General features: G+C 64.0%; 18 protein-coding genes and 1 pseudogene. 10 read left to right on the top strand and 9 right to left on the bottom strand.

Annotation, left to right across the window (positions count from 1 at the left end):
- From ACQR3T_RS28060 to ACQR3T_RS28035, 6 genes and pseudogenes are all read right to left on the bottom strand, one after another.
- Positions 1-739: pseudogene (locus ACQR3T_RS28060) on the bottom strand (AAA family ATPase); the annotation flags it as partial.
- A 21-nt stretch (positions 740-760) separates the two neighbouring features.
- Entirely contained in the window at positions 761-1615 is an 855-nt protein-coding gene (gene pssA, locus ACQR3T_RS28055) for a CDP-diacylglycerol--serine O-phosphatidyltransferase (protein WP_032380268.1), read from the bottom strand.
- Between the two features lie 8 nt (positions 1616-1623).
- Positions 1624-2340: a phosphatidylserine decarboxylase gene (locus ACQR3T_RS28050; RefSeq protein ID WP_032401775.1), complete on the bottom strand. Its 717-nt coding sequence runs from the start codon at positions 2338-2340 to the stop codon at positions 1624-1626.
- A gap of 133 nt (positions 2341-2473) precedes the next feature.
- The gene (locus ACQR3T_RS28045) at positions 2474-2743 is read right to left on the bottom strand and encodes a GlsB/YeaQ/YmgE family stress response membrane protein (protein ID WP_027498459.1); all 270 of its coding nucleotides are present in this window, start codon (positions 2741-2743) and stop codon (positions 2474-2476) included.
- Between the two features lie 88 nt (positions 2744-2831).
- The gene (locus tag ACQR3T_RS28040; RefSeq protein ID WP_032380270.1) at positions 2832-3296 is read right to left on the bottom strand and encodes an SRPBCC family protein; all 465 of its coding nucleotides are present in this window, start codon (positions 3294-3296) and stop codon (positions 2832-2834) included.
- 160 nt (positions 3297-3456) lie between these two features.
- On the bottom strand, positions 3457-4254 hold the full coding sequence (locus ACQR3T_RS28035) for a DUF1206 domain-containing protein (RefSeq protein WP_428695738.1): 798 nt from the start codon (positions 4252-4254) through the stop codon (positions 3457-3459).
- Positions 4255-4678: 424 nt separating this feature from the next.
- On the opposite strand from ACQR3T_RS28035, the gene ACQR3T_RS28030 reads away from it, so the two are divergent.
- From ACQR3T_RS28030 to ACQR3T_RS28010, 5 genes are all read left to right on the top strand, one after another.
- Positions 4679-6334, top strand: coding sequence for an FAD-dependent oxidoreductase (locus ACQR3T_RS28030; RefSeq protein WP_032380272.1), 1656 nt, complete (start codon positions 4679-4681; stop codon positions 6332-6334).
- On the top strand, positions 6331-7806 hold the full coding sequence (locus tag ACQR3T_RS28025) for an ATP-binding protein (RefSeq protein ID WP_428695737.1): 1476 nt from the start codon (positions 6331-6333) through the stop codon (positions 7804-7806). Before ACQR3T_RS28030 ends, ACQR3T_RS28025 begins: the two co-directional genes overlap by 4 nt.
- Positions 7803-8147, top strand: a complete 345-nt coding sequence (locus ACQR3T_RS28020) for a UBP-type zinc finger domain-containing protein (RefSeq protein WP_032380273.1) — start codon at positions 7803-7805, stop codon at positions 8145-8147. The genes ACQR3T_RS28025 and ACQR3T_RS28020 overlap by 4 nt, the downstream gene beginning before the upstream one ends.
- 81 nt (positions 8148-8228) lie before the next feature.
- Positions 8229-8906 carry a GOLPH3/VPS74 family protein gene (locus tag ACQR3T_RS28015; protein WP_428695736.1) on the top strand — a complete coding sequence of 226 codons (678 nt, stop codon included), beginning with the start codon at positions 8229-8231 and terminating at the stop codon, positions 8904-8906.
- 6 nt (positions 8907-8912) lie between these two features.
- Entirely contained in the window at positions 8913-9512 is a 600-nt protein-coding gene (locus ACQR3T_RS28010; protein ID WP_428695735.1) for a DJ-1/PfpI family protein, read from the top strand.
- Here the strand turns inward: ACQR3T_RS28010 and ACQR3T_RS28005 are convergent.
- A complete protein-coding gene (locus ACQR3T_RS28005; RefSeq protein WP_032402070.1) occupies positions 9492-9839 on the bottom strand; it encodes a DoxX family protein in 348 nt (115 codons plus the stop codon). The genes ACQR3T_RS28010 and ACQR3T_RS28005 overlap by 21 nt on opposite strands.
- 79 nt (positions 9840-9918) lie before the next feature.
- On the opposite strand from ACQR3T_RS28005, the gene ACQR3T_RS28000 reads away from it, so the two are divergent.
- Positions 9919-10248 (top strand): winged helix-turn-helix transcriptional regulator, encoded by a 330-nt coding sequence (locus ACQR3T_RS28000; protein ID WP_032380276.1) that lies wholly within the window; start codon positions 9919-9921, stop codon positions 10246-10248.
- Positions 10249-10291: 43 nt separating this feature from the next.
- Here the strand turns inward: ACQR3T_RS28000 and ACQR3T_RS27995 are convergent, their stop codons facing one another.
- A complete protein-coding gene (locus ACQR3T_RS27995) occupies positions 10292-12151 on the bottom strand; it encodes a BCCT family transporter (protein WP_428695734.1) in 1860 nt (619 codons plus the stop codon).
- A gap of 289 nt (positions 12152-12440) precedes the next feature.
- On the opposite strand from ACQR3T_RS27995, the gene ACQR3T_RS27990 reads away from it, so the two are divergent.
- Genes ACQR3T_RS27990 through ACQR3T_RS27980 form a run of 3 tightly spaced genes read left to right on the top strand, consistent with a single transcriptional unit; the run spans position 12441 to position 14123 of the window.
- Positions 12441-13358, top strand: coding sequence for a serine/threonine-protein kinase (locus tag ACQR3T_RS27990; RefSeq protein WP_032380278.1), 918 nt, complete (start codon positions 12441-12443; stop codon positions 13356-13358).
- Positions 13359-13404: 46 nt separating this feature from the next.
- Positions 13405-13779 carry a TetR/AcrR family transcriptional regulator gene (locus tag ACQR3T_RS27985; protein ID WP_428695733.1) on the top strand — a complete coding sequence of 125 codons (375 nt, stop codon included), beginning with the start codon at positions 13405-13407 and terminating at the stop codon, positions 13777-13779.
- A complete protein-coding gene (locus tag ACQR3T_RS27980; protein WP_428695732.1) occupies positions 13776-14123 on the top strand; it encodes a PH domain-containing protein in 348 nt (115 codons plus the stop codon). Before ACQR3T_RS27985 ends, ACQR3T_RS27980 begins: the two co-directional genes overlap by 4 nt.
- 70 nt (positions 14124-14193) lie before the next feature.
- On the opposite strand, the gene ACQR3T_RS27975 is transcribed toward ACQR3T_RS27980, so the two are convergent.
- Complete coding sequence (locus tag ACQR3T_RS27975) at positions 14194-15675, bottom strand: amino acid permease (protein ID WP_032380279.1); 1482 nt, start codon at positions 15673-15675, stop codon at positions 14194-14196.
- A 406-nt stretch (positions 15676-16081) separates the two neighbouring features.
- On the opposite strand from ACQR3T_RS27975, the gene groL reads away from it, so the two are divergent.
- Positions 16082-17707 (top strand): chaperonin GroEL, encoded by a 1626-nt coding sequence (gene groL, locus ACQR3T_RS27970; RefSeq protein ID WP_032380280.1) that lies wholly within the window; start codon positions 16082-16084, stop codon positions 17705-17707.
- The last annotated feature ends 25 nt before the right edge of the window (positions 17708-17732 follow it).

Below are 17732 nucleotides of genomic sequence, written 5' to 3'. Positions count from 1 at the left end.
CGCCGAGGGTGGCCAGCAGTTCCGATTCGTCCAAGGCCAACCGCAGCCACTCGGTGAGCTTGGCCGACTGTGCGCTCACGCCCACCAGGTCAGCAGCGCTCACTCCTGGGGGAGTAGCCCTCGGGATGCGTACCGACGCGGATTGTGTTGTGCCGGAAGCGGCCACGGTGCTTGTTCCCCAACTCACCGCCGAGTTGGGCTGAACACTCACAGGCCCACCCGACGGGTCGACGGCCGAGACCGTCAACAGTTCGGTGGTCCAGGCAACCCCGAACGTCCTCGACAGCGCTTGCGTCGCCGAACTCGTCGACGTGCCGGGGCCCAGATCGCGGGGGAGCAGCGATACCGTGTCGCCCACCGTCAACACCTTGCCGAGTAACGCTTGTCGCAGGGTGGCGTCGGAGATGGAGCCGGTGGCGAGCGCGGAGCCGGTCACCGTGACGGTCTTGGCACCGTAGACGGTGACGGGCGCGACTGCGACAGTGGCATTTTCACGCAAGCCGGCATTGGAGAGAGTGACGTCGTCCAGCAGTGCCGTGCCCTGGGGCGAACCCTCGGGAGCCGCAGCGACGACGGCCGCAGTGCGACGAGAACCGATGAGCGACAACGCATCCCACTCCCGCAGGCCAAGGGCGGCGAGCACTTCCGGATGCAGTCGAACGACACCGCGTCTGGCGTCGGCCGCCGAGGTGTTGAGGCGTGCAGTGAGAACGAGCTCGGGGGTTCGGGATGCGGTCACACGTCCAACCTAATGCGGTTGTCAGCTACGCGGTCGACGCAGTCCCAGGCGTGCCTGCGACCGGCGGTTGTTGCCCGGGGCGCGTCGGATGGCCCGTCGCTCGGCTCGGCGCTCGGCCGGCTTGGCGTCCCACGTGTACGGGCGCGCGGCAGTCCAGCGCTGTGATCGCACCGCGAACGGGATGTGGACCAGGTAGGCCAGCACCAATCCCATCAGGAGAACCAGCGGGAAGGTGATGAGCGCGGCGGCGAGCAGAGCCACCAGAACCAGCAGGATGGCCGCCAGCCGAGGCGGGACCGACACCGTCTTGAGCGCGAGGGTGGGGATGCGGCTGACGATGAGAGCCGCGGTGACGATCGACCATCCGGCGACGACGTAGAACGACGCCCACCAGCCGTCACCGAATTCCTCGAATGCGGCGATCGGGGCCAGCGCGATGAGTGCCCCGGCGGGTGCGGGAACGCCGGTGAAGTATTCGCGGGCGTACGCGGGGGTGTCGTCCTCGTCGAGCAAGGTGTTGAAGCGGGCGAGCCGGAGCACGATGCTCACCGCGTAGACCAGTGCGACGATCCAGCCGCCGCTGCTGCCCTCGAGCAACGTGACGTACAGGACCAGCGCCGGGGCGACGCCGAACGAGATGGCGTCGGACAGCGAGTCCAGTTCGGCACCGATCTTGCTGGTGGCGTCGAGCAGACGCGCGATTCGCCCGTCCAACGCGTCGAGAATGGCGGCGGCACCGATCATGGCGAGTGCAGTGCCGAGCTGACCGTCGAGGGCGAACTTGACCGCGGACAGGCCGGAGCACAGCGCGAGAATCGTGACGACGGACGGGAGCAGACGGATGGCAGCAGGCGGCTTGGCGCGTCTGGTGATCATGTCGGCGTCTACTGCGACAGCTCGGCGAGGACCGTCTCGGCACCGACCGCGCGTTGGCCGCGCTCGACCAGCAGCGTCGTGCCCGCGGGGAAGTAGGTGTCGACGCGTGAGCCGAATCGGATCAGGCCGTACGTGTCGCCGATCGAGAGGGTATCGCCCACCTTGGCGTTGTTGATGATGCGTCGCGCGATGAGGCCGGCGATCTGCACGACGGCGACGTCCTGGCCGGAGTCGGTCCTGATGTGCATGCTGTTGCGTTCGTTGACTTCGCTGGCTTCGGCGAGATCGGCGGATTTGAACTGGCCGCGGCGATGAACGACCTCCATCACTCGGCCGCCGACGGGAACACGCTGTACGTGCACGTCCAGGACCGAGAGGAAGATGCTCACGCGCGGGACCGGCTCGGAGCCGAGATCGAGCTCGGCCGGCGGAACCGCAGTATCGACGAGCGTGACCAGGCCGTCGGCGGGAGCGACGACGACGCCGGGGCGGTTCGGCGGCACCCGAGATGGGTGGCGAAAGAAGGTGGCGCAGGCTCCGGCGGCGACGAGTCCGGCATTGCGAACCCACTTCGAGCGGCGGCCGAGCACTGCAACTGCGAGCGGACCACCGACGAACGGAAGCCCTGCGGGGTGTAGCGGTGGAACCGTTTCACGGACCAAGTCGACGATGTGAGCCACTCCGGTGCGGGGCGGTTGACCAATCGGGGCGGGACGGCGTGCCACGGTCTCCTCTAACTTTTCGTCGGACAGGTGTTGGCATGTCGTGGTGCTGGAAGCGGTCGAGGCGCAGACGCACGACTGCCGAGGCCCTCACAGCGTACGTGAGGTGCCCCGGCAGTCGGGAGCTGCGAGTCGATCAGACGCGGCTGCGACCTGTCACGAGCTTGACCAGGAACAGCAAGATGCATGCGCCCAGGATGCAGGTGATGAAGCTGAAGATCAGTCCGCCACCTTCGACGTCGACGCCGAAGACCTTGAGCAGGTATCCGCCGATGAGGCCGCCGATGATGCCGACGACGATGTTCAGGATGATGCCCATCTGAGCATCGGTCTTCATGATCTTGCTGCCGATCCAACCTGCGAGTCCGCCGATGATGATCCAGCCGATGATTCCGAGACCCAACATATGTTGCCCCCACTTTCCGTTCGTGTCGTTTGCTTGTCGAAACGCCGGATGCCCGAGGGAAACAAACCTGAAACCTTCCTGAGAAGAATTATTTCTTTCCCAGCTTCTCGCTCTCGACCTTGATGCGGCGCAGGGTGCTGTTCATACCCTCGACCAGTTCGACGTCGAACTGGTCGATGCCGCCGAGGATGCGCTTGACCAGCAACGACGACACCGTCGACGTGCCGCTGGGTGCCTCCCGCTTCTCGACGACGGTGGTTCCGGTGGCGGTGGGGGTCAGGGTGTAGGACCAGATCGTCTTGTTCTCGACGACGCGAAACGCGAGTTCGCGATTGGGCTCGAAAGTGACGACCTTGGACGTCGTCGGCCAGACGAGCAGGCCCTTGCGGTTGACGTTGAGCGTCTTGGTGCCCTTGCCGACCGGTCCGCCGAGGACCTTCATCTTCTTGCACTGCGGGCTCCATTCGCCCATGCGCTGGAGGTCGGAGACGATCGACCAGACCGTCTCGGGGCTCGCGGCGATATCGATCGTGGCTTCGAGAGTCCTGCTCAACGTGGGCCTCCAATTGGTCGTGGTAAGTGCAACTGACTGTCACACACAATCGTGCGCATCCTATGTGTCAGCGGACACAGATGACCACCTAGGTGAGCGGAACTTCGTACCCTGCTACGAGTTACCGCTCACCTGCGAGCGAAGCGAGCTCCACTCCCACTCACATGCGAGCGAAGCGAGCCAACACGAATGCATACAGCCCGTAGAGCGCAATTCCCACTCCGGCGAGGACCAGCAGAACCTGCCCGTACGGCTGGGCACCCAGGGTTTTGACGGCACCGTCGATTCCGGTTGCCTTGGATGGATCGGACTGCAGTACCGCCACGACGACGAGGATGCCCGCCCCCACCAGCGCCGTGCCTTTGGCTGCGTATCCGGCGATGCCGAGCTTGACGACGGCTCCGCCCTGGTGGCCTTCGAGATCGTCGAGGAAGTTCTTCGAGACGCCCTTGTAGACGTGGTAGCCGCCCACGCCGATGACGACCAGAGCCACGACGATCAGCACCAGCTTGCCGCCGCCGGATTCCATCAACCGGGCCGAGTAGCCGGCGTTCTGCTGGCCACTGGACTTTCCGGAGCCGGTCGCGAAACCGTAGGTGGAGAACGCGAACGCGATGTAGACGACGGCCAGTGCCGCTGCCTTGAGGCGATCGAGCGCACTTCCCTCGTCGGCGTCGGATTTCTTGCCGACGATCGCTTCGACGATTCGCCACAGGGCCAATGCGACAAAGGCGACCACGGCCACCCAGAGGGCGATCTTTCCGCCGGGCTTGTCGGCCAGTTCGGCGAGCGCACCGGACTGGTCGGCGTTACCCGCCTGACCGAATGCCAGCCGGATCGCGATGTATCCGATGAGGATGTGCAGTATTCCGCTGACGAAGTGGCCGGCGCGCGCCGCTTTCTCGAATGCACCGTTGTCTTGAACGGTGTTGGCTACAGACTTTCCCGACGTGCTCACGAACGTTCCCCGATCAGTTGATTTGAAGGAGTGTTTACCCCGAGGAGGGGCCCGAGAAACCGTGTTTAACCACGAAACGCCGCACGAGATCCCACCGCAGCGTTAACACCGAGCGGACACTGACCGATGTAGCAAGCGGAGTGTCGGGACCAACGAAGAAATTGTTCGGAGTGATCCACCGTGAAATTACAGTCGATAATGCGTCGTACCAGCAGTGATCTACCCCTGTTGAAGACCGCCAGGATGAGCGGGAGCCCGCGCACCTGGCCGGCCGAGAAGCTCGAACGACTCCTCACCCCTCACGAACTCGATCTGATCAGACGCGGCCGAATCTGACCCCGCTGTTTCCAGGCCCGCTTGCCTCCCATTCGAGGCGAGCCGGTGGCATGCTCATGAGGTTGGTGAGCATCAGTCCTGGAGGGTCATGAAACCGGTCATTCTCAGTGTCGACGACGATCCCGGAGTATCGAGGTCGGTCGCCCGCGACCTGCGCCGCCGCTACGGCGAGCAGTACCGCATCGTGCGCGCCGAATCCGGTGCCGGGGCACTGGACGCACTCAAAGAACTCACGCTGCGCGGCACCCCGGTCGCCATTCTGTTGGCCGACTACCGAATGCCCCAGATGAGCGGCATGGAATTTCTCGAACAGGCGATGGACCTTTTCCCGACGGCCCGCCGCATTCTGCTCACCGCGTACGCGGATACGGACGCGGCGATCGACGCCATCAACGTCATCGATCTCGATTACTACTTGCTCAAGCCGTGGGATCCGCCCGAGGAAAAGCTCTACCCCGTGCTCGACGCTCAACTCGAAGCCTGGTGCGCGTACGACCACCGAGCCGTCGAGGACACCAAGATCGTCGGCCATCGCTGGTCCGCGCGGTCGTCGGAGATTCGCGAGTTCCTCGCCCGAAATCAACTGCCCTACCGCTGGTACATGTCCGACGAGTCCGAGGGCGCGCGACTGCTGGCCGCGGCAGGTGTGGCAGACGATCGGCTCCCGGTGGTCATCACCACCGAGGGTGATGCGTTGATCGAACCGTCCGACGCCGAACTCGGTAACCGGCTCGGTCTGACCGTCTCGCCCTCGGAGGAGTTCTACGATCTCGTCGTGATCGGCGGTGGTCCGGCAGGACTGGGAGCGGCTCTGTACGGCGCGTCGGAGGGTCTGCGAACGACACTGATCGAGCGGACCGCGACGGGCGGTCAGGCCGGTCAGAGCTCTCGCATCGAGAATTACCTGGGATTTCCCGACGGGGTCTCGGGTGCGCAGCTGGCCGAGCGAGCCCGGCGGCAGGCACTGAAGTTCGGTGCCGAGGTCGTCACCACGCAGGACGTGGTGGGACTCGACGTCAACGGATCCGCGCGCACCGTGCGGTTCGCCGACGGCCGCAGCATCAGTGCGCAGACGATCATCCTGTCCACCGGCGTCGCCTATCGACGTCTGGACGCACCCGGAATCGACGACTTCACCGGCCGGGGTGTGTTCTACGGATCGGCGATGACCGAGGCCGCACGCTGCGCCGAGCAGGACGTCTACATCGTGGGCGGCGCGAACTCGGCCGGGCAGGCAGCGGTGTACCTCTCGCGCGGGGCCAGGTCGGTCACCATTTTGATCCGTGCCACCTCGCTCGAAGCGTCGATGTCGTACTACCTGATCAAGCAGATCGAAGAGAATCCGAAGATCAGCGTTCGGCCGTGTACCGAGGTCGTGGGCGTGGCAGGCGACGGTCACCTCGAGTCGATCACGCTGCGCAACCGGGCCACCGACGAGACCTCGACGGTCGACGCGCAGTACCTGTTCCTGTTCATCGGGGCGGCCCCGCGTACCGAGTGGCTCGACGGAGTGCTCGTTCGGGACGATCATGGATTTGTGGTCACCGGACCGGATCTCGTCACCGACGGACGCGGACCCGCCGGGTGGACGCCCACCCGACTTCCGCATCACCTCGAGACGAGTGTGCCCGGGGTGTTCGCGGCCGGGGACGTTCGATCCGACTCGGCCAAACGTGTCGCGTCGGCAGTGGGAGAGGGAGCAATGGCCGTGATGTTGGTGCACAGATATCTGGCGAACCCGTGAGCGGGCAGGAGCGGAGCCTGCGGAGCGACCCGAATACGCAGAGCACGCTCGCGTGTGATCCGGAGGAGTTGCGGACGCTGTTCCTGTTCGAGCATCTCACCGACTCTCAGCTGGCGGAGCTGTGTCGGGACGGGCGCATCGAGACGATCGAACCCGGACCGGTGTACGCCGAGGGCGACCCGGCGACGTGTTTCTATGTCTTGATGGACGGTGCTGTGGTGCTCTCGAAGCTCTCGGGCGGCAAGGATCTGGTGATCAACCGAACGTCGCAACGCGGGGTATATGCCGGTGCGTGGCAGGCATATCTGGGTGATCGGGTGCCGCAGACTTACCAGGGTTCGATGCGGGTGAGTGAGCCCTCGCGCTTCTTTGTGCTCGACGCAGACTGCTTCGCATCCATCGTGCGCGAGTGGTTTCCGATGGCCCTGCATCTGCTCGAAGGATTGTTCTTCGGAAATCAGAACACCAAGCAAGTGGTGGAACAGCGAGAGCGCTTGCTGGCGTTGGGTTCTCTGTCGGCAGGGTTGACGCACGAGCTCAACAATCCGGCCGCGGCCGCCGTGCGGGCGACGTCCGCGTTGCGCAATCGGGTGGCGCACATGCGGCAGAAGTTGGCGATGATCGCCGGCGGCACGCTCGACCGTGCGAGCCTGGCGCGTCTGGTCGAACTGCAGAACGAGGCCGTCGAGTTGGTGGCCAAGGCACCCAAGTTGACGGCCATGGAGGCGTCGGACCGCGAGGACGAGCTCGGAGAATGGTTCGACGACAAGGATATTCGAGACGGCTGGGATCTGGCCCCGACGTTCGTCTCGGCGGGGCTCGATGTGCCGTGGCTCGATCGGGTATCGGCGACCGTCGACGATCCGGCCATGCTCGAGGGTGCGATCAGGTGGCTCAACTACACCGTCGAAACCGAGCTGTTGATGAACGAGATCGCGGATTCGACCACGCGAATATCCACGCTGGTCGGTGCCGCCAAGCAGTATTCGCAGATGGACCGCGCGCCGTACCAGACCGTGGATGTGCGGGAGTTGCTCGACAGCACACTGATCATGTTGGGCCGCAAGATCGGTGACGACATCACGGTGGTCAAGGAATACGATCCGGCGGTTCCGACCATCCCTGCCTACGCCGCCGAACTCAATCAGGTGTGGACGAATCTGATCGACAATGCCGTGCAGGCGATGGGATCCAGGGGCACACTGACGGTGCGCACGTCGTTGGACGAGGACCAGGTGCAGATCGAGATCTGCGACACCGGACCCGGTGTGCCGCAGGAGATTCGGTCACGCATCTTCGAGCCGTTCTTCACCACCAAGGCCGTCGGCGAGGGTACGGGTCTCGGCCTCGACATCTCGTGGCGCATCGTGGTGAAGAAGCACCAGGGGGACCTGCAGGTGGTGTCCGAACCTGGGAACACGCGCTTCATCGTGAGACTGCCAGTCCAACCCGCTGTCGAGGAGGCATCATGACCATCGAAGGCATCGACCCGCAGGTTCCGCCGTCGGGACCCGGCTGTGTCGAGTGCACGCAGACGCAGGGCTGGTGGGTGCACCTGCGTCGGTGTGCGCAGTGCGGTCATATCGGGTGCTGCGATTCCTCGCCGTCGCAGCACGCCAGCAAGCACGCCGAATCCACTCGACATCAGTTCGTGCGGAGCTACGAGCCCGGCGAGGAATGGTTCTACAACTACGCCGACGAGCAGATGTACGACGGCCCCGAACTTGCTCCACCGCAGCATCATCCACTCGACCAGACGGTTCCAGGGCCGCGTGAACGGGTGCCGTCGAACTGGCAGAGCTTGATCAACTGACTCGTTCGGCACCGGTGAAACACTGGATAGCGAGAAGGTGAACACCGCAAATCGGGCGCGCGTTGTGGGTAATCTCGCTCCATGACGTTGATTGCGGAGGATCTGCTGCTGTTGTTGCTCGACGACGAGTCGGGCAAACCGTCGGCAGACAGCACCAAGTTGCCGCGGGTGCTGGCCGGCGCGTTGGTCGTCCAGCTCGCAATGGATGGATCGCTGCGCATCACCGGCCCCGATGAGCAGCTCGAGAAGGATCACGTGGTCGTGGCGGGGGAGCCACCCGAAGATGCACTGTTGCGCCGTGTGTTCGATCTCGTGGCAACGACATCACGGCCGATGAAGCCGCAGAAGGTGATCGAGAAGTCGCAGAAGAACCTGGCCAAGGAACTGGCCGCGCGTCTGGTGGCGCAGGGTTTTGTCACCGAGAAACAGGACAAAGTGTTGGGGTTGTTCCCGACGACGACGTGGCCCGCGCGCGATACCTCGCGGGAGAAGGTGCTGCGGGATGCGCTACGAAGCGCGCTCGTCGACGGCACGACTCCCGAGCCGCATTCCGCGGCCCTGATCTCGCTCGTCTCGGCGGTGGATCTCACTCACAAGGTCATCACAGATGCGGACAAGAAGCTGTTGAAGAAGCGGGCCAAGGAGATTGCCGAGGGTGAGTGGGCAGGGGAGGCAGTGCGCAAGGCAGTTTCCGACGTCAACACTGCGGTGATGGCTGCTGTCATGGTGCCCGTCATCGTCTCGACCACGAGTAGCTGAGGCGACATGAGAAGCATAGCGATTCTGTTGTTCGACGACGTCGAGGTGCTCGACGCCTGCGGTCCGTTCGAGGTGTTCTCGGTGGCCAATCGGGTAGCCGAACGTGCCGGTAGCGCAGCGCCTTTCGAGGTCGTACTGGTCGGCATCGACGCCTCGCCCGTGCGTGCGCGAGGTGGCATGAGGATCGGCGTCGACACCACGATCGACGATCCGCGGACCTACGACCTCGTCTTGGTTCCCGGCGTCGTCGACGCGGTCGAAGCGGACGGCCGAGTTCTGGAGTGGCTGCAGCGAACTCGACCCACCGCAGAAGTGGTCGCGTCGGTGTGCACCGGTGCGTTCGTGCTCGCGGCGGCGGGACTGCTCGACGCGCGTCCGGTGACGACGCACTGGGAAGATCTGGAATTGCTGCGGACAAGGTGGCCTGCGCTCGTGGTGCACGAGGGCGTTCGGTACATCGATCATGGCGATCTGGCGACATCGGCCGGTATCAGTGCCGGCCTCGATCTCGCACTGCATCTGGTCGCGCGGTGGGCGGGCGCGGATCACGCCCTCGCCACCGCGGGCCAGATGGACTACGACTGGTCAGGCGCTGAGCACCCGTAGAACCAGCGCCACGACGGCGAACACGGCGAGTCCGGCGGCTGGGGCGAAGTCCTTGTCTTTGGCGCGAAGGTGCGCGGCAACCGCACCGACGAAGTAGAGGATGACGCCGACAGCAGCTGCCACGCCGATGGGCCAGACCAACAGGCCGACAAGGAGGCCGATGGCACCGAGTATCTCCGCGTAGGCCAACCACGGAATCTTGTCGGCGGGGACGCCCACCTGCTCGAGCATCGGGATGACGGAGGGATTTTTCGTCAGTTTGCCGATTGCCGAGAACGTGAGCGCCACGGCGAGCAGTACCGAGACGACGAGGGTTGCGATGAACATGATCCCTGCTTTCATTTCTGGGGCCACTAGTAAATCAGAAGTAGCAAGGCGGACTGTAGCACCTCGGTAGGGTGGAGTCATGGTCACGAACGAACAGCCACATGACTCCCGTGCCTGTGACGGAGCGTTGACCAAAGCCTTCGGCTTTCTCGGCAAGCGATGGAACGGAATTCTTCTTGCGACGCTGATGAACGGGCCGATGGGATTCTCGGACTTGCGCCGCGCTGTCGGCGGCATCAGTGACTCGGTGCTGTCGGAGCGACTCGGAGAACTCGGCAAAGCGGGACTGGTGGCGCGCGCCGTCACGGACGGACCCCCCATCTCGGTGGAGTACAGCCTGACGACCTCGGGGGAGGCACTGTTGCCGTCGCTCGAGGCGCTCACCGACTGGGCTTCGAAAAACCTCTGACCCCCGCAACGCCTGTCGCGAGGGCCAGAGATGGATCGATCGATCAGCCGGGGTGGTTGCTGTCTTTTTGTCCCTCGGCCGAGTCGGCGAACTCCTGAGTGTCGAACACCTCGCCGCCCAGCGGATCGACGGGAGCGTTGTCACTCGAGTATTCGACGGCTCCGGTCTCGGGATGAACCTCGAGCTGTTCGGTGGACACCTCGTGCACCGCGAGCACGACGGTCCCGGTGCGAGCGGGCGAAGTGAGTCCCTCCCGTGACGCTGTCAGGCCGGAGAACGTGCTCGAGATGCCTGCCGACGCCTTCTTGCGCGGAGTCGACCGAGCTGGGTTCTGTTCGCTGTCCGTGACCTCCGGCGTAGTGGTCACGCGCACGTACCGCGGGGTGGTAGCGACGTCGTAGCGGAAGGCCTTGAGCATCGACACGCACGCGAGCACCAGGATGATCGAGAACGGCACTGCCGTGGCTATCGACATCGTTTGCAAGGCCGTCAACGATCCGGTTCCGCCGATGAGGAGCAGAACCGTCGCTGCCACGCCTTCGAGAATCGACCAGTACACGCGGGTGATCTTCGGGGGCTCCAGATCGCCGCCGGTGGAGAGGATGTCGATGACGAGCGAGCCGGAGTCGGAGGACGTCACGAAGAAGAACACGATGACGAAGATCGCCAGCACGCTGCTGATCGTGGCCAACGGCAACGTGTCGAGCAGCTGAAACAGACTCGTGTTGGTGTCGACGGCACCGTCGACCAACAGGTCGCCGTTCTCGCGCTGACGCAGGATGCCGGCATCACCGAAGATCGTGAACCACAGCGATCCGATGATCGTCGGTGCCAGCAGTACTCCGAACACGAACTCACGGATGGTGCGGCCGCGTGAGATGCGGGCGATGAACATGCCGACGAATGGCGCCCAGCTCATCCACCAGCCCCAGTAGAAGATGGTCCAGTCGCCGGTCCAGCCGTCGTCGGAGAACGGTGATGTGCGCAGCATCAACTCGGGCAACGCTTGAATGTAGCCGCCGAGGTTCTGCACCCACGACTGCATGAGAAACAGGCTCGGTCCGGCAATCAGAACGAAGACTGCCAGAGCCGCGGCCATTCCCATGTTGATGTTGGAGAGCCATTTGAGCCCTCGTGAGACGCCGGACACGACGGAGAACGTCGCGAGACCGGTGACTCCGGCGATGATGATGACCGTCACCCAGTTGTTGGTATCGACCCAACCCAGGTACTCGAGGCCGGCCGAGATCTGTTGCACACCGAATCCGAGCGAGGTGGCAACGCCGAACAACGTGCCGATGATCGCGACGGCGTCGATCGCATGGCCGATGCCTCCCTCGATGCGTTTGCGCCCCAGAAGCGGCTCGAGCAGCCAACGCACGGACAGCGGGCGTCCCTTGCGGTACGTCATGTAAGCCAGCCCGAGGCCGACCACCACGTAGATGGCCCAGGCGTGCAGGCCCCAGTGGAACAGGGTCAGCTCCATCGCCTGACGGGCGGCCGGGTCGGTGCTGCCGGGAACGCCGCCGGCTTCGGGCGGTGTGACGTAGTGCGAAAGAGGCTCGGCGACGCCGTAGAACACCAGGCCGATGCCCATTCCGGCGCTGAACAGCATCGCGAACCAGGACAGGACACCGAATTCGGGCTTCTCGTCGTCACGTCCGAGGCGGATGTTGCCGACTTTGCTCAGACCGCAGTACAGCGCGAACAGCACGAAGCCGGTGGTGGCCAGGATGTACCACCAGCCGACTCCGCTGGTGATGGCGTTGTTGAGATTGTCGAATGCGTCGGCGGCAGTGCCGGCGTAGATCACCGAGAAGGCGATCATGACAAAAATGACGATAGATGCGGGGACGAAGACCGGCTTGAGCAGGCCGCCCCACGCTTCTTTTACTGCTTTCACTTACTTGACTTCCTTACAACTCGAGTCGAGGTGATCGGCTGACCACTATCGGTTTGCCGTTCTTTTTCCCTTGTTTTGGTCAAGTACCGGTAATCACCATAAACGACGTCGGCGTGGGCGGCGAAACGTGACGGAGCCGGTGAGCAGGGGAGACAAGCCCGCGTCGACAGTCTGCCGAGTCGCCGCGAACACCCGAACGGACTACAGTTCTGTCGATGTTGCGGTCTCGCCCGGTCGTCCTTCGTGGGAGTCGATGTGCCGCGAGTAGTGCTGTTGCACAGGCGATTCCGTGACTCCCGGTCGGTTGCAGCCGGGCACCGAGTTTGCGGGCTTTCGAGTGCAGCGTCGCCTGGGGGTCGGCGGCATGAGTGAGGTGTACCTGGTCCTCGGTCGCGGACACGATCGGCTCGAAGCGCTGAAGGTTCTCGATCGTGACGCATCGCGGTCACCGCGACTACGCACCAAGTTTCGGACCGAGGCCACCGTTGCGGCGCTCTTGGTGCATCCGAACATCGTGTCGGTGCACGAACACGGTGAGTTCGAGCACCAGCTGTGGATGTCGATGCACTACGTCGACGGATACAGCGCGGCGCGGCTGGTCGCTCGCGGTCAGATCGCACTCGACGTCTCCCGGGTGGCGCGCATCGTCGCCGAGGTGGCCAAGGGGCTCGACTACGCCCACTCGAACGGCGTCCTGCACCGGGACGTCAAGCCGTCGAACATCCTCATCTCCACCGAGCGGGTGGACGGCTACGAGCAGGTGTTGTTGTCCGACTGGGGAATTGCGCGTCTGGTCGACGACTCGACGCCGTTGGTCGTCGGCGGAACGGTGCTCGCGTCCATCCACTACGCGGCACCGGAACTGCTCCGCGGGGAAGTGCTGAGCGCGCAGACCGACGTCTACGCACTGGGGGCGACTCTGGTCGAATTACTCACCGGGCGAACGCCGTACCCCTTGGCCACGCCACTCGCGATCACCGCAGCCCATCTGTCGGCCGAGCCGCCCGCGGTGACGCGGCGTCGGAGATCACTACCGCGGGGACTCGACGCGGTGGTCGCACGCGCATTGGCCAAGGACCCGGCGGATCGTTTCGAGACCTGCGTGGACCTGGCCGACGCCGTCGCTGCCGCCATTGCCGCAGGGATTCCGGAACCGCCCGTGCGACGCTCACCGTTCACTCGATCGCGATGGCTCAGGTTTTCTTGACCGATCATTCTTGACTGATCGGTCATCTATCTGACAAGCTCGACGTGTGGGACGAACCAGAAGTTTCGACGAGACCGAGGCCGTGGCTTCGGCTGCCCAGCAGTTTCGGGCCAACGGCTACGAGGCAACCTCGCTCGACGACCTGCTGAGGGTTACCGGATTGCATCGCGGCAGTCTCTACCAGGCTTTCGGCAGCAAGCGGGGGGTGTTCCTCGCCGCGCTGACCCGAACCGAACGGGATCTGGATCTGCTGCTCGTGGCTCTGCTCGAACTCGCACCATCGGACGACCACGTGCGTGATGTATGTGCGAGGGGCCTGCGCGGCATCGCCGCCGAGGACGCCGCCCGTGTGCTCGGCGAACGCTTACTCGGGCGCGCCCGCGTCACGTTGTCTGCCGCCATCGAAGGAGAAGATGAATGAACTCTGTGACCGTCGTCGATGCCGTTCTGATCGTCGAACCGAGAGGGCTGGACAAGCTGTGGTCGTTCACCCGTCGACTCCGGATACCGTTGACGCACGTTCGCGGCGCGACCCACGATCCGGGAGCTGCCAACGAGCCCAAGGGAATCCGGGCACCCGGGCTGGGCTTGCCTGGCAAGACCGCCGGCACTTTTCATCGTGACGGCGTCAAGACGTTCTACAACGTGACTGGGAGCAGGGACACGATCGTGATCGAACTGCAGGACGAGAAGTATCAGCGGCTCATCCTGTCCGTCGACGATCCGCGTGCAGTGGTACAGCAGATCAACCTTGCGGCCGCGTGATTCGACCCAGTAAAAGACAGGGCCCCGCATCGACTCGATGCGGGGCCCTGTTCCTCGGGGTGTGTACGGGTCACTCCTCCGGTTCGGTCGGACGATTCGCCACCACCGGGTACTGACCGGTGTAGCCCAAGCGTTCCTCGGCGACGGTGAGCACCTTGGTGCGTACCAGGTACCAGCCACCGATCAGCGCGGGAATGATGACCACCAGGGTGGCGATGGTCCACGACCCGATAGGCGCGTCGAAGGCCATCAGTACCAGCACGCCGAACAGGAACACCAGCGTCGCGTAGCTGGTGTACGGCGCGCCGAAGAGGCGGAACTTGGGCCGCTCCACGATGCCCTTCTTGGACCAGCGGTACAGCTGGATCTGGCACAGGACGATGGTTGCCCAGCTGGCGATGATGCCCAGCGCAGACATGTTGAGCACGATCTCGAACGCTTCGCCGGGGGCGATCGCGTTGAGGGCGACACCGAACAAGGTGATGAAGCAGGTGAGCAGAATGCCGCCGAACGGCACTCCGCCCTTGGTCATCTTCTTGGTGAACTCCGGCGCGCTGCCGTTCATCGCCATCGACCGCAGGATGCGGCCGGTCGAGTACAGGCCGGCGTTCAGGGAAGACAGTGCCGCCGTGAGCACCACGATGTTCATGATGGTGCCCGCGCCGCCGAGGCCGATGCTCGAGAAGAACGTCACGAACGGTGACGTACCGGACTGGTATGCGGTGTACGGCATCAGCAGTGCGAGCAGTACGAGCGAGCCGACGTAGAACAGTGCGATACGTGCGATGACCGAGTTGATCGCTCGCGGCATGATCTTCTCCGGGTTCTCGGTCTCACCCGCGGCAGTGCCCACCAATTCGACTGCGGCGTAAGCGAACACGACGCCGGAGATGACGATGACGAGCGGCCACGCGCCCGACGGGAACAACCCGCCGTTGTCGGTGATGAGACTGATGCCCGGCATCTGGGTACCGACGGGGATCCGGCCTGCGAGGAACACGACGCCCACGATCAGGAAGGTCACCAAGGCGATGACCTTGATGATGGCCGCCCAGAACTCCATCTCACCGAACCACTTGACCGACACGAGATTCAAGCTCATGACGATGACCAGCGCGATCAATGCGATGACCCACTGTGGGATCACCTCGAAACTACCCCAATAGTGCATGTACGTCGCGATGGCGGTGACGTCGACGATGGCCGTCATCGCCCAGTTCAGGAAGTACATCCACCCGGCGACGAAAGCGGCTTTCTCGCCGAAGAACTCACGTGCGTAGGAGACGAAACTGCCCGACGACGGACGGTGCAGCACCAGCTCGCCGAGGGCACGCAGAATGAAGAAGACGAAGATTCCACAGAGTGCGTAGGCGAGGAAGAGGCCGGGCCCGGCGCTGGCCAGGCGTCCGCCCGCGCCGAGGAACAGGCCGGTGCCGATTGCGCCACCGATCGCGATCATCTGCAACTGCCGAGGTTTGAGGCCCTTGTGGTAGCCCTCTTCCTCGTGGTCCATCGCCGAGTTGTCGTACGAGGTGTCGACCGTATCGGACATGTTTCGATCCTTACTGTCGGATTTGTAGGGTTTTGTCCGAATTTTGTGGCGTCGAAGCTGTTGTCGCTCAACGGTATTAGCGCCGAGGGTTCGATGCACAGTATTCGGATGTTAACAACGCGTACTGGTGTGAACAGTGTGTGACGAATGGCAGCTCGGCTGAGCATCTGCTCGAGACCTGCATCGCGCGGTGGCGTCGGGCACAGGGGCGGTGGTGGTTCGCTCGAGGCGGACGACCTTGCACTCGCCATGGTCGAGTGCTAGAAATGCAGTTGGCACTCTCGACACGTGAGTGCCAGGTCGGGACACGGTGAGGCCGGGGAATCAACGACACCCCTGGTCGTCCGTCGCGGGCACCGAGCTCGGCCAGCAATGTGTCACCCCCAATCCGGAGGATCACTTCGCAATGGCCAAGATCATCGCGTTCGACGAAGAGGCACGCCGTGGCCTCGAGCGAGGCCTCAATGCCCTCGCCGACGCAGTAAAGGTGACGTTGGGCCCCAAGGGTCGCAACGTCGTACTCGAGAAGAAGTGGGGAGCTCCCACGATAACCAACGATGGTGTTTCCATCGCCAAGGAGATCGAGCTCGAAGATCCCTACGAGAAGATCGGTGCCGAGCTCGTCAAGGAGGTCGCCAAGAAGACCGACGACGTCGCAGGCGACGGCACCACCACCGCTACCGTTCTCGCCCAGGCACTCGTCCGTGAAGGCCTGCGCAACGTCGCAGCCGGCGCGAACCCGCTCGGCCTCAAGCGCGGCATCGAGAAGGCTGTTGCAGCCGTCACCGAGGCTCTGCTCGCGTCCGCCAAGGAGATCGACACCAAGGAGCAGATCGCTGCTACCGCTGGCATCTCCGCAGGCGACCCGTCCATCGGCGAGCTCATCGCCGAGGCAATGGACAAGGTCGGCAAGGAAGGCGTCATCACGGTCGAGGAGTCCAACACCTTCGGCCTGCAGCTCGAGCTCACCGAGGGCATGCGCTTCGACAAGGGCTACATCTCGGCGTACTTCGCCACCGATGCAGAGCGTCAGGAAGCCGTCCTCGAAGACGCGTACATCCTGCTCGTCAGCTCCAAGATCAGCACCGTCAAGGACCTGCTGCCCCTGCTGGAGAAGGTCATCCAGTCCGGCAAGCCGCTCGTCATCATCGCCGAGGACGTCGAGGGCGAAGCTCTCTCCACACTCGTGGTGAACAAGATCCGTGGCACCTTCAAGTCCGTCGCCGTCAAGGCTCCCGGATTCGGTGACCGTCGCAAGGCGCAGCTCGCCGACATCGCCATCCTCACCGGTGGCGAGGTCATCAGCGAAGAGGTCGGCCTCTCCCTGGAGACCGCCGGACTCGAGCTGCTCGGTCAGGCACGCAAGGTCGTCATCACCAAGGACGAGACCACCATCGTCGAGGGCTCGGGAGATTCCGACGCCATCGCCGGTCGCGTCAACCAGATCCGCGCCGAGATCGAGAACTCCGATTCCGACTACGACCGCGAGAAGCTGCAGGAGCGCCTGGCCAAGCTGGCCGGCGGCGTTGCAGTCATCAAGGCCGGAGCTGCAACCGAGGTCGAGCTCAAGGAGCGCAAGCACCGCATCGAAGATGCAGTGCGCAACGCCAAGGCAGCCGTCGAAGAAGGCATCGTCGCCGGTGGCGGCGTGGCACTGCTCCAGGCAGCGCCCGCACTCGACAACCTCAAGCTCGACGGTGACGAGGCAACCGGCGTGAACATCGTTCGCGTCGCACTGTCCGCTCCGCTCAAGCAGATCGCATTCAACGCAGGCCTCGAGCCCGGCGTTGTTGCGGACAAGGTTGCCAACCTGCCCGCCGGTCACGGCCTCAACGCCGCGACCAACGAGTACGAGGACCTGCTCGCTGCAGGCATCAACGACCCGGTCAAGGTCACCCGCTCGGCACTGCAGAACGCAGCGTCCATCGCGGCTCTGTTCCTCACCACCGAGGCCGTCGTCGCCGACAAGCCCGAAAAGGCCGGAGCGCCCGCTGGCGATCCGACCGGTGGCATGGGCGGCATGGACTTCTGAGTCCAGCCCCTCGCTGAAGACGCCC

The sequence above is a fragment of the Rhodococcus sp. IEGM1428 genome, assembly GCF_050321865.1.
Taxonomy (GTDB): Bacteria; Actinomycetota; Actinomycetes; order Mycobacteriales; family Mycobacteriaceae; genus Rhodococcoides.
Note: the sequence above shows the minus strand (reverse complement) of the source record. Positions and strands in the feature narration are given on the sequence as shown.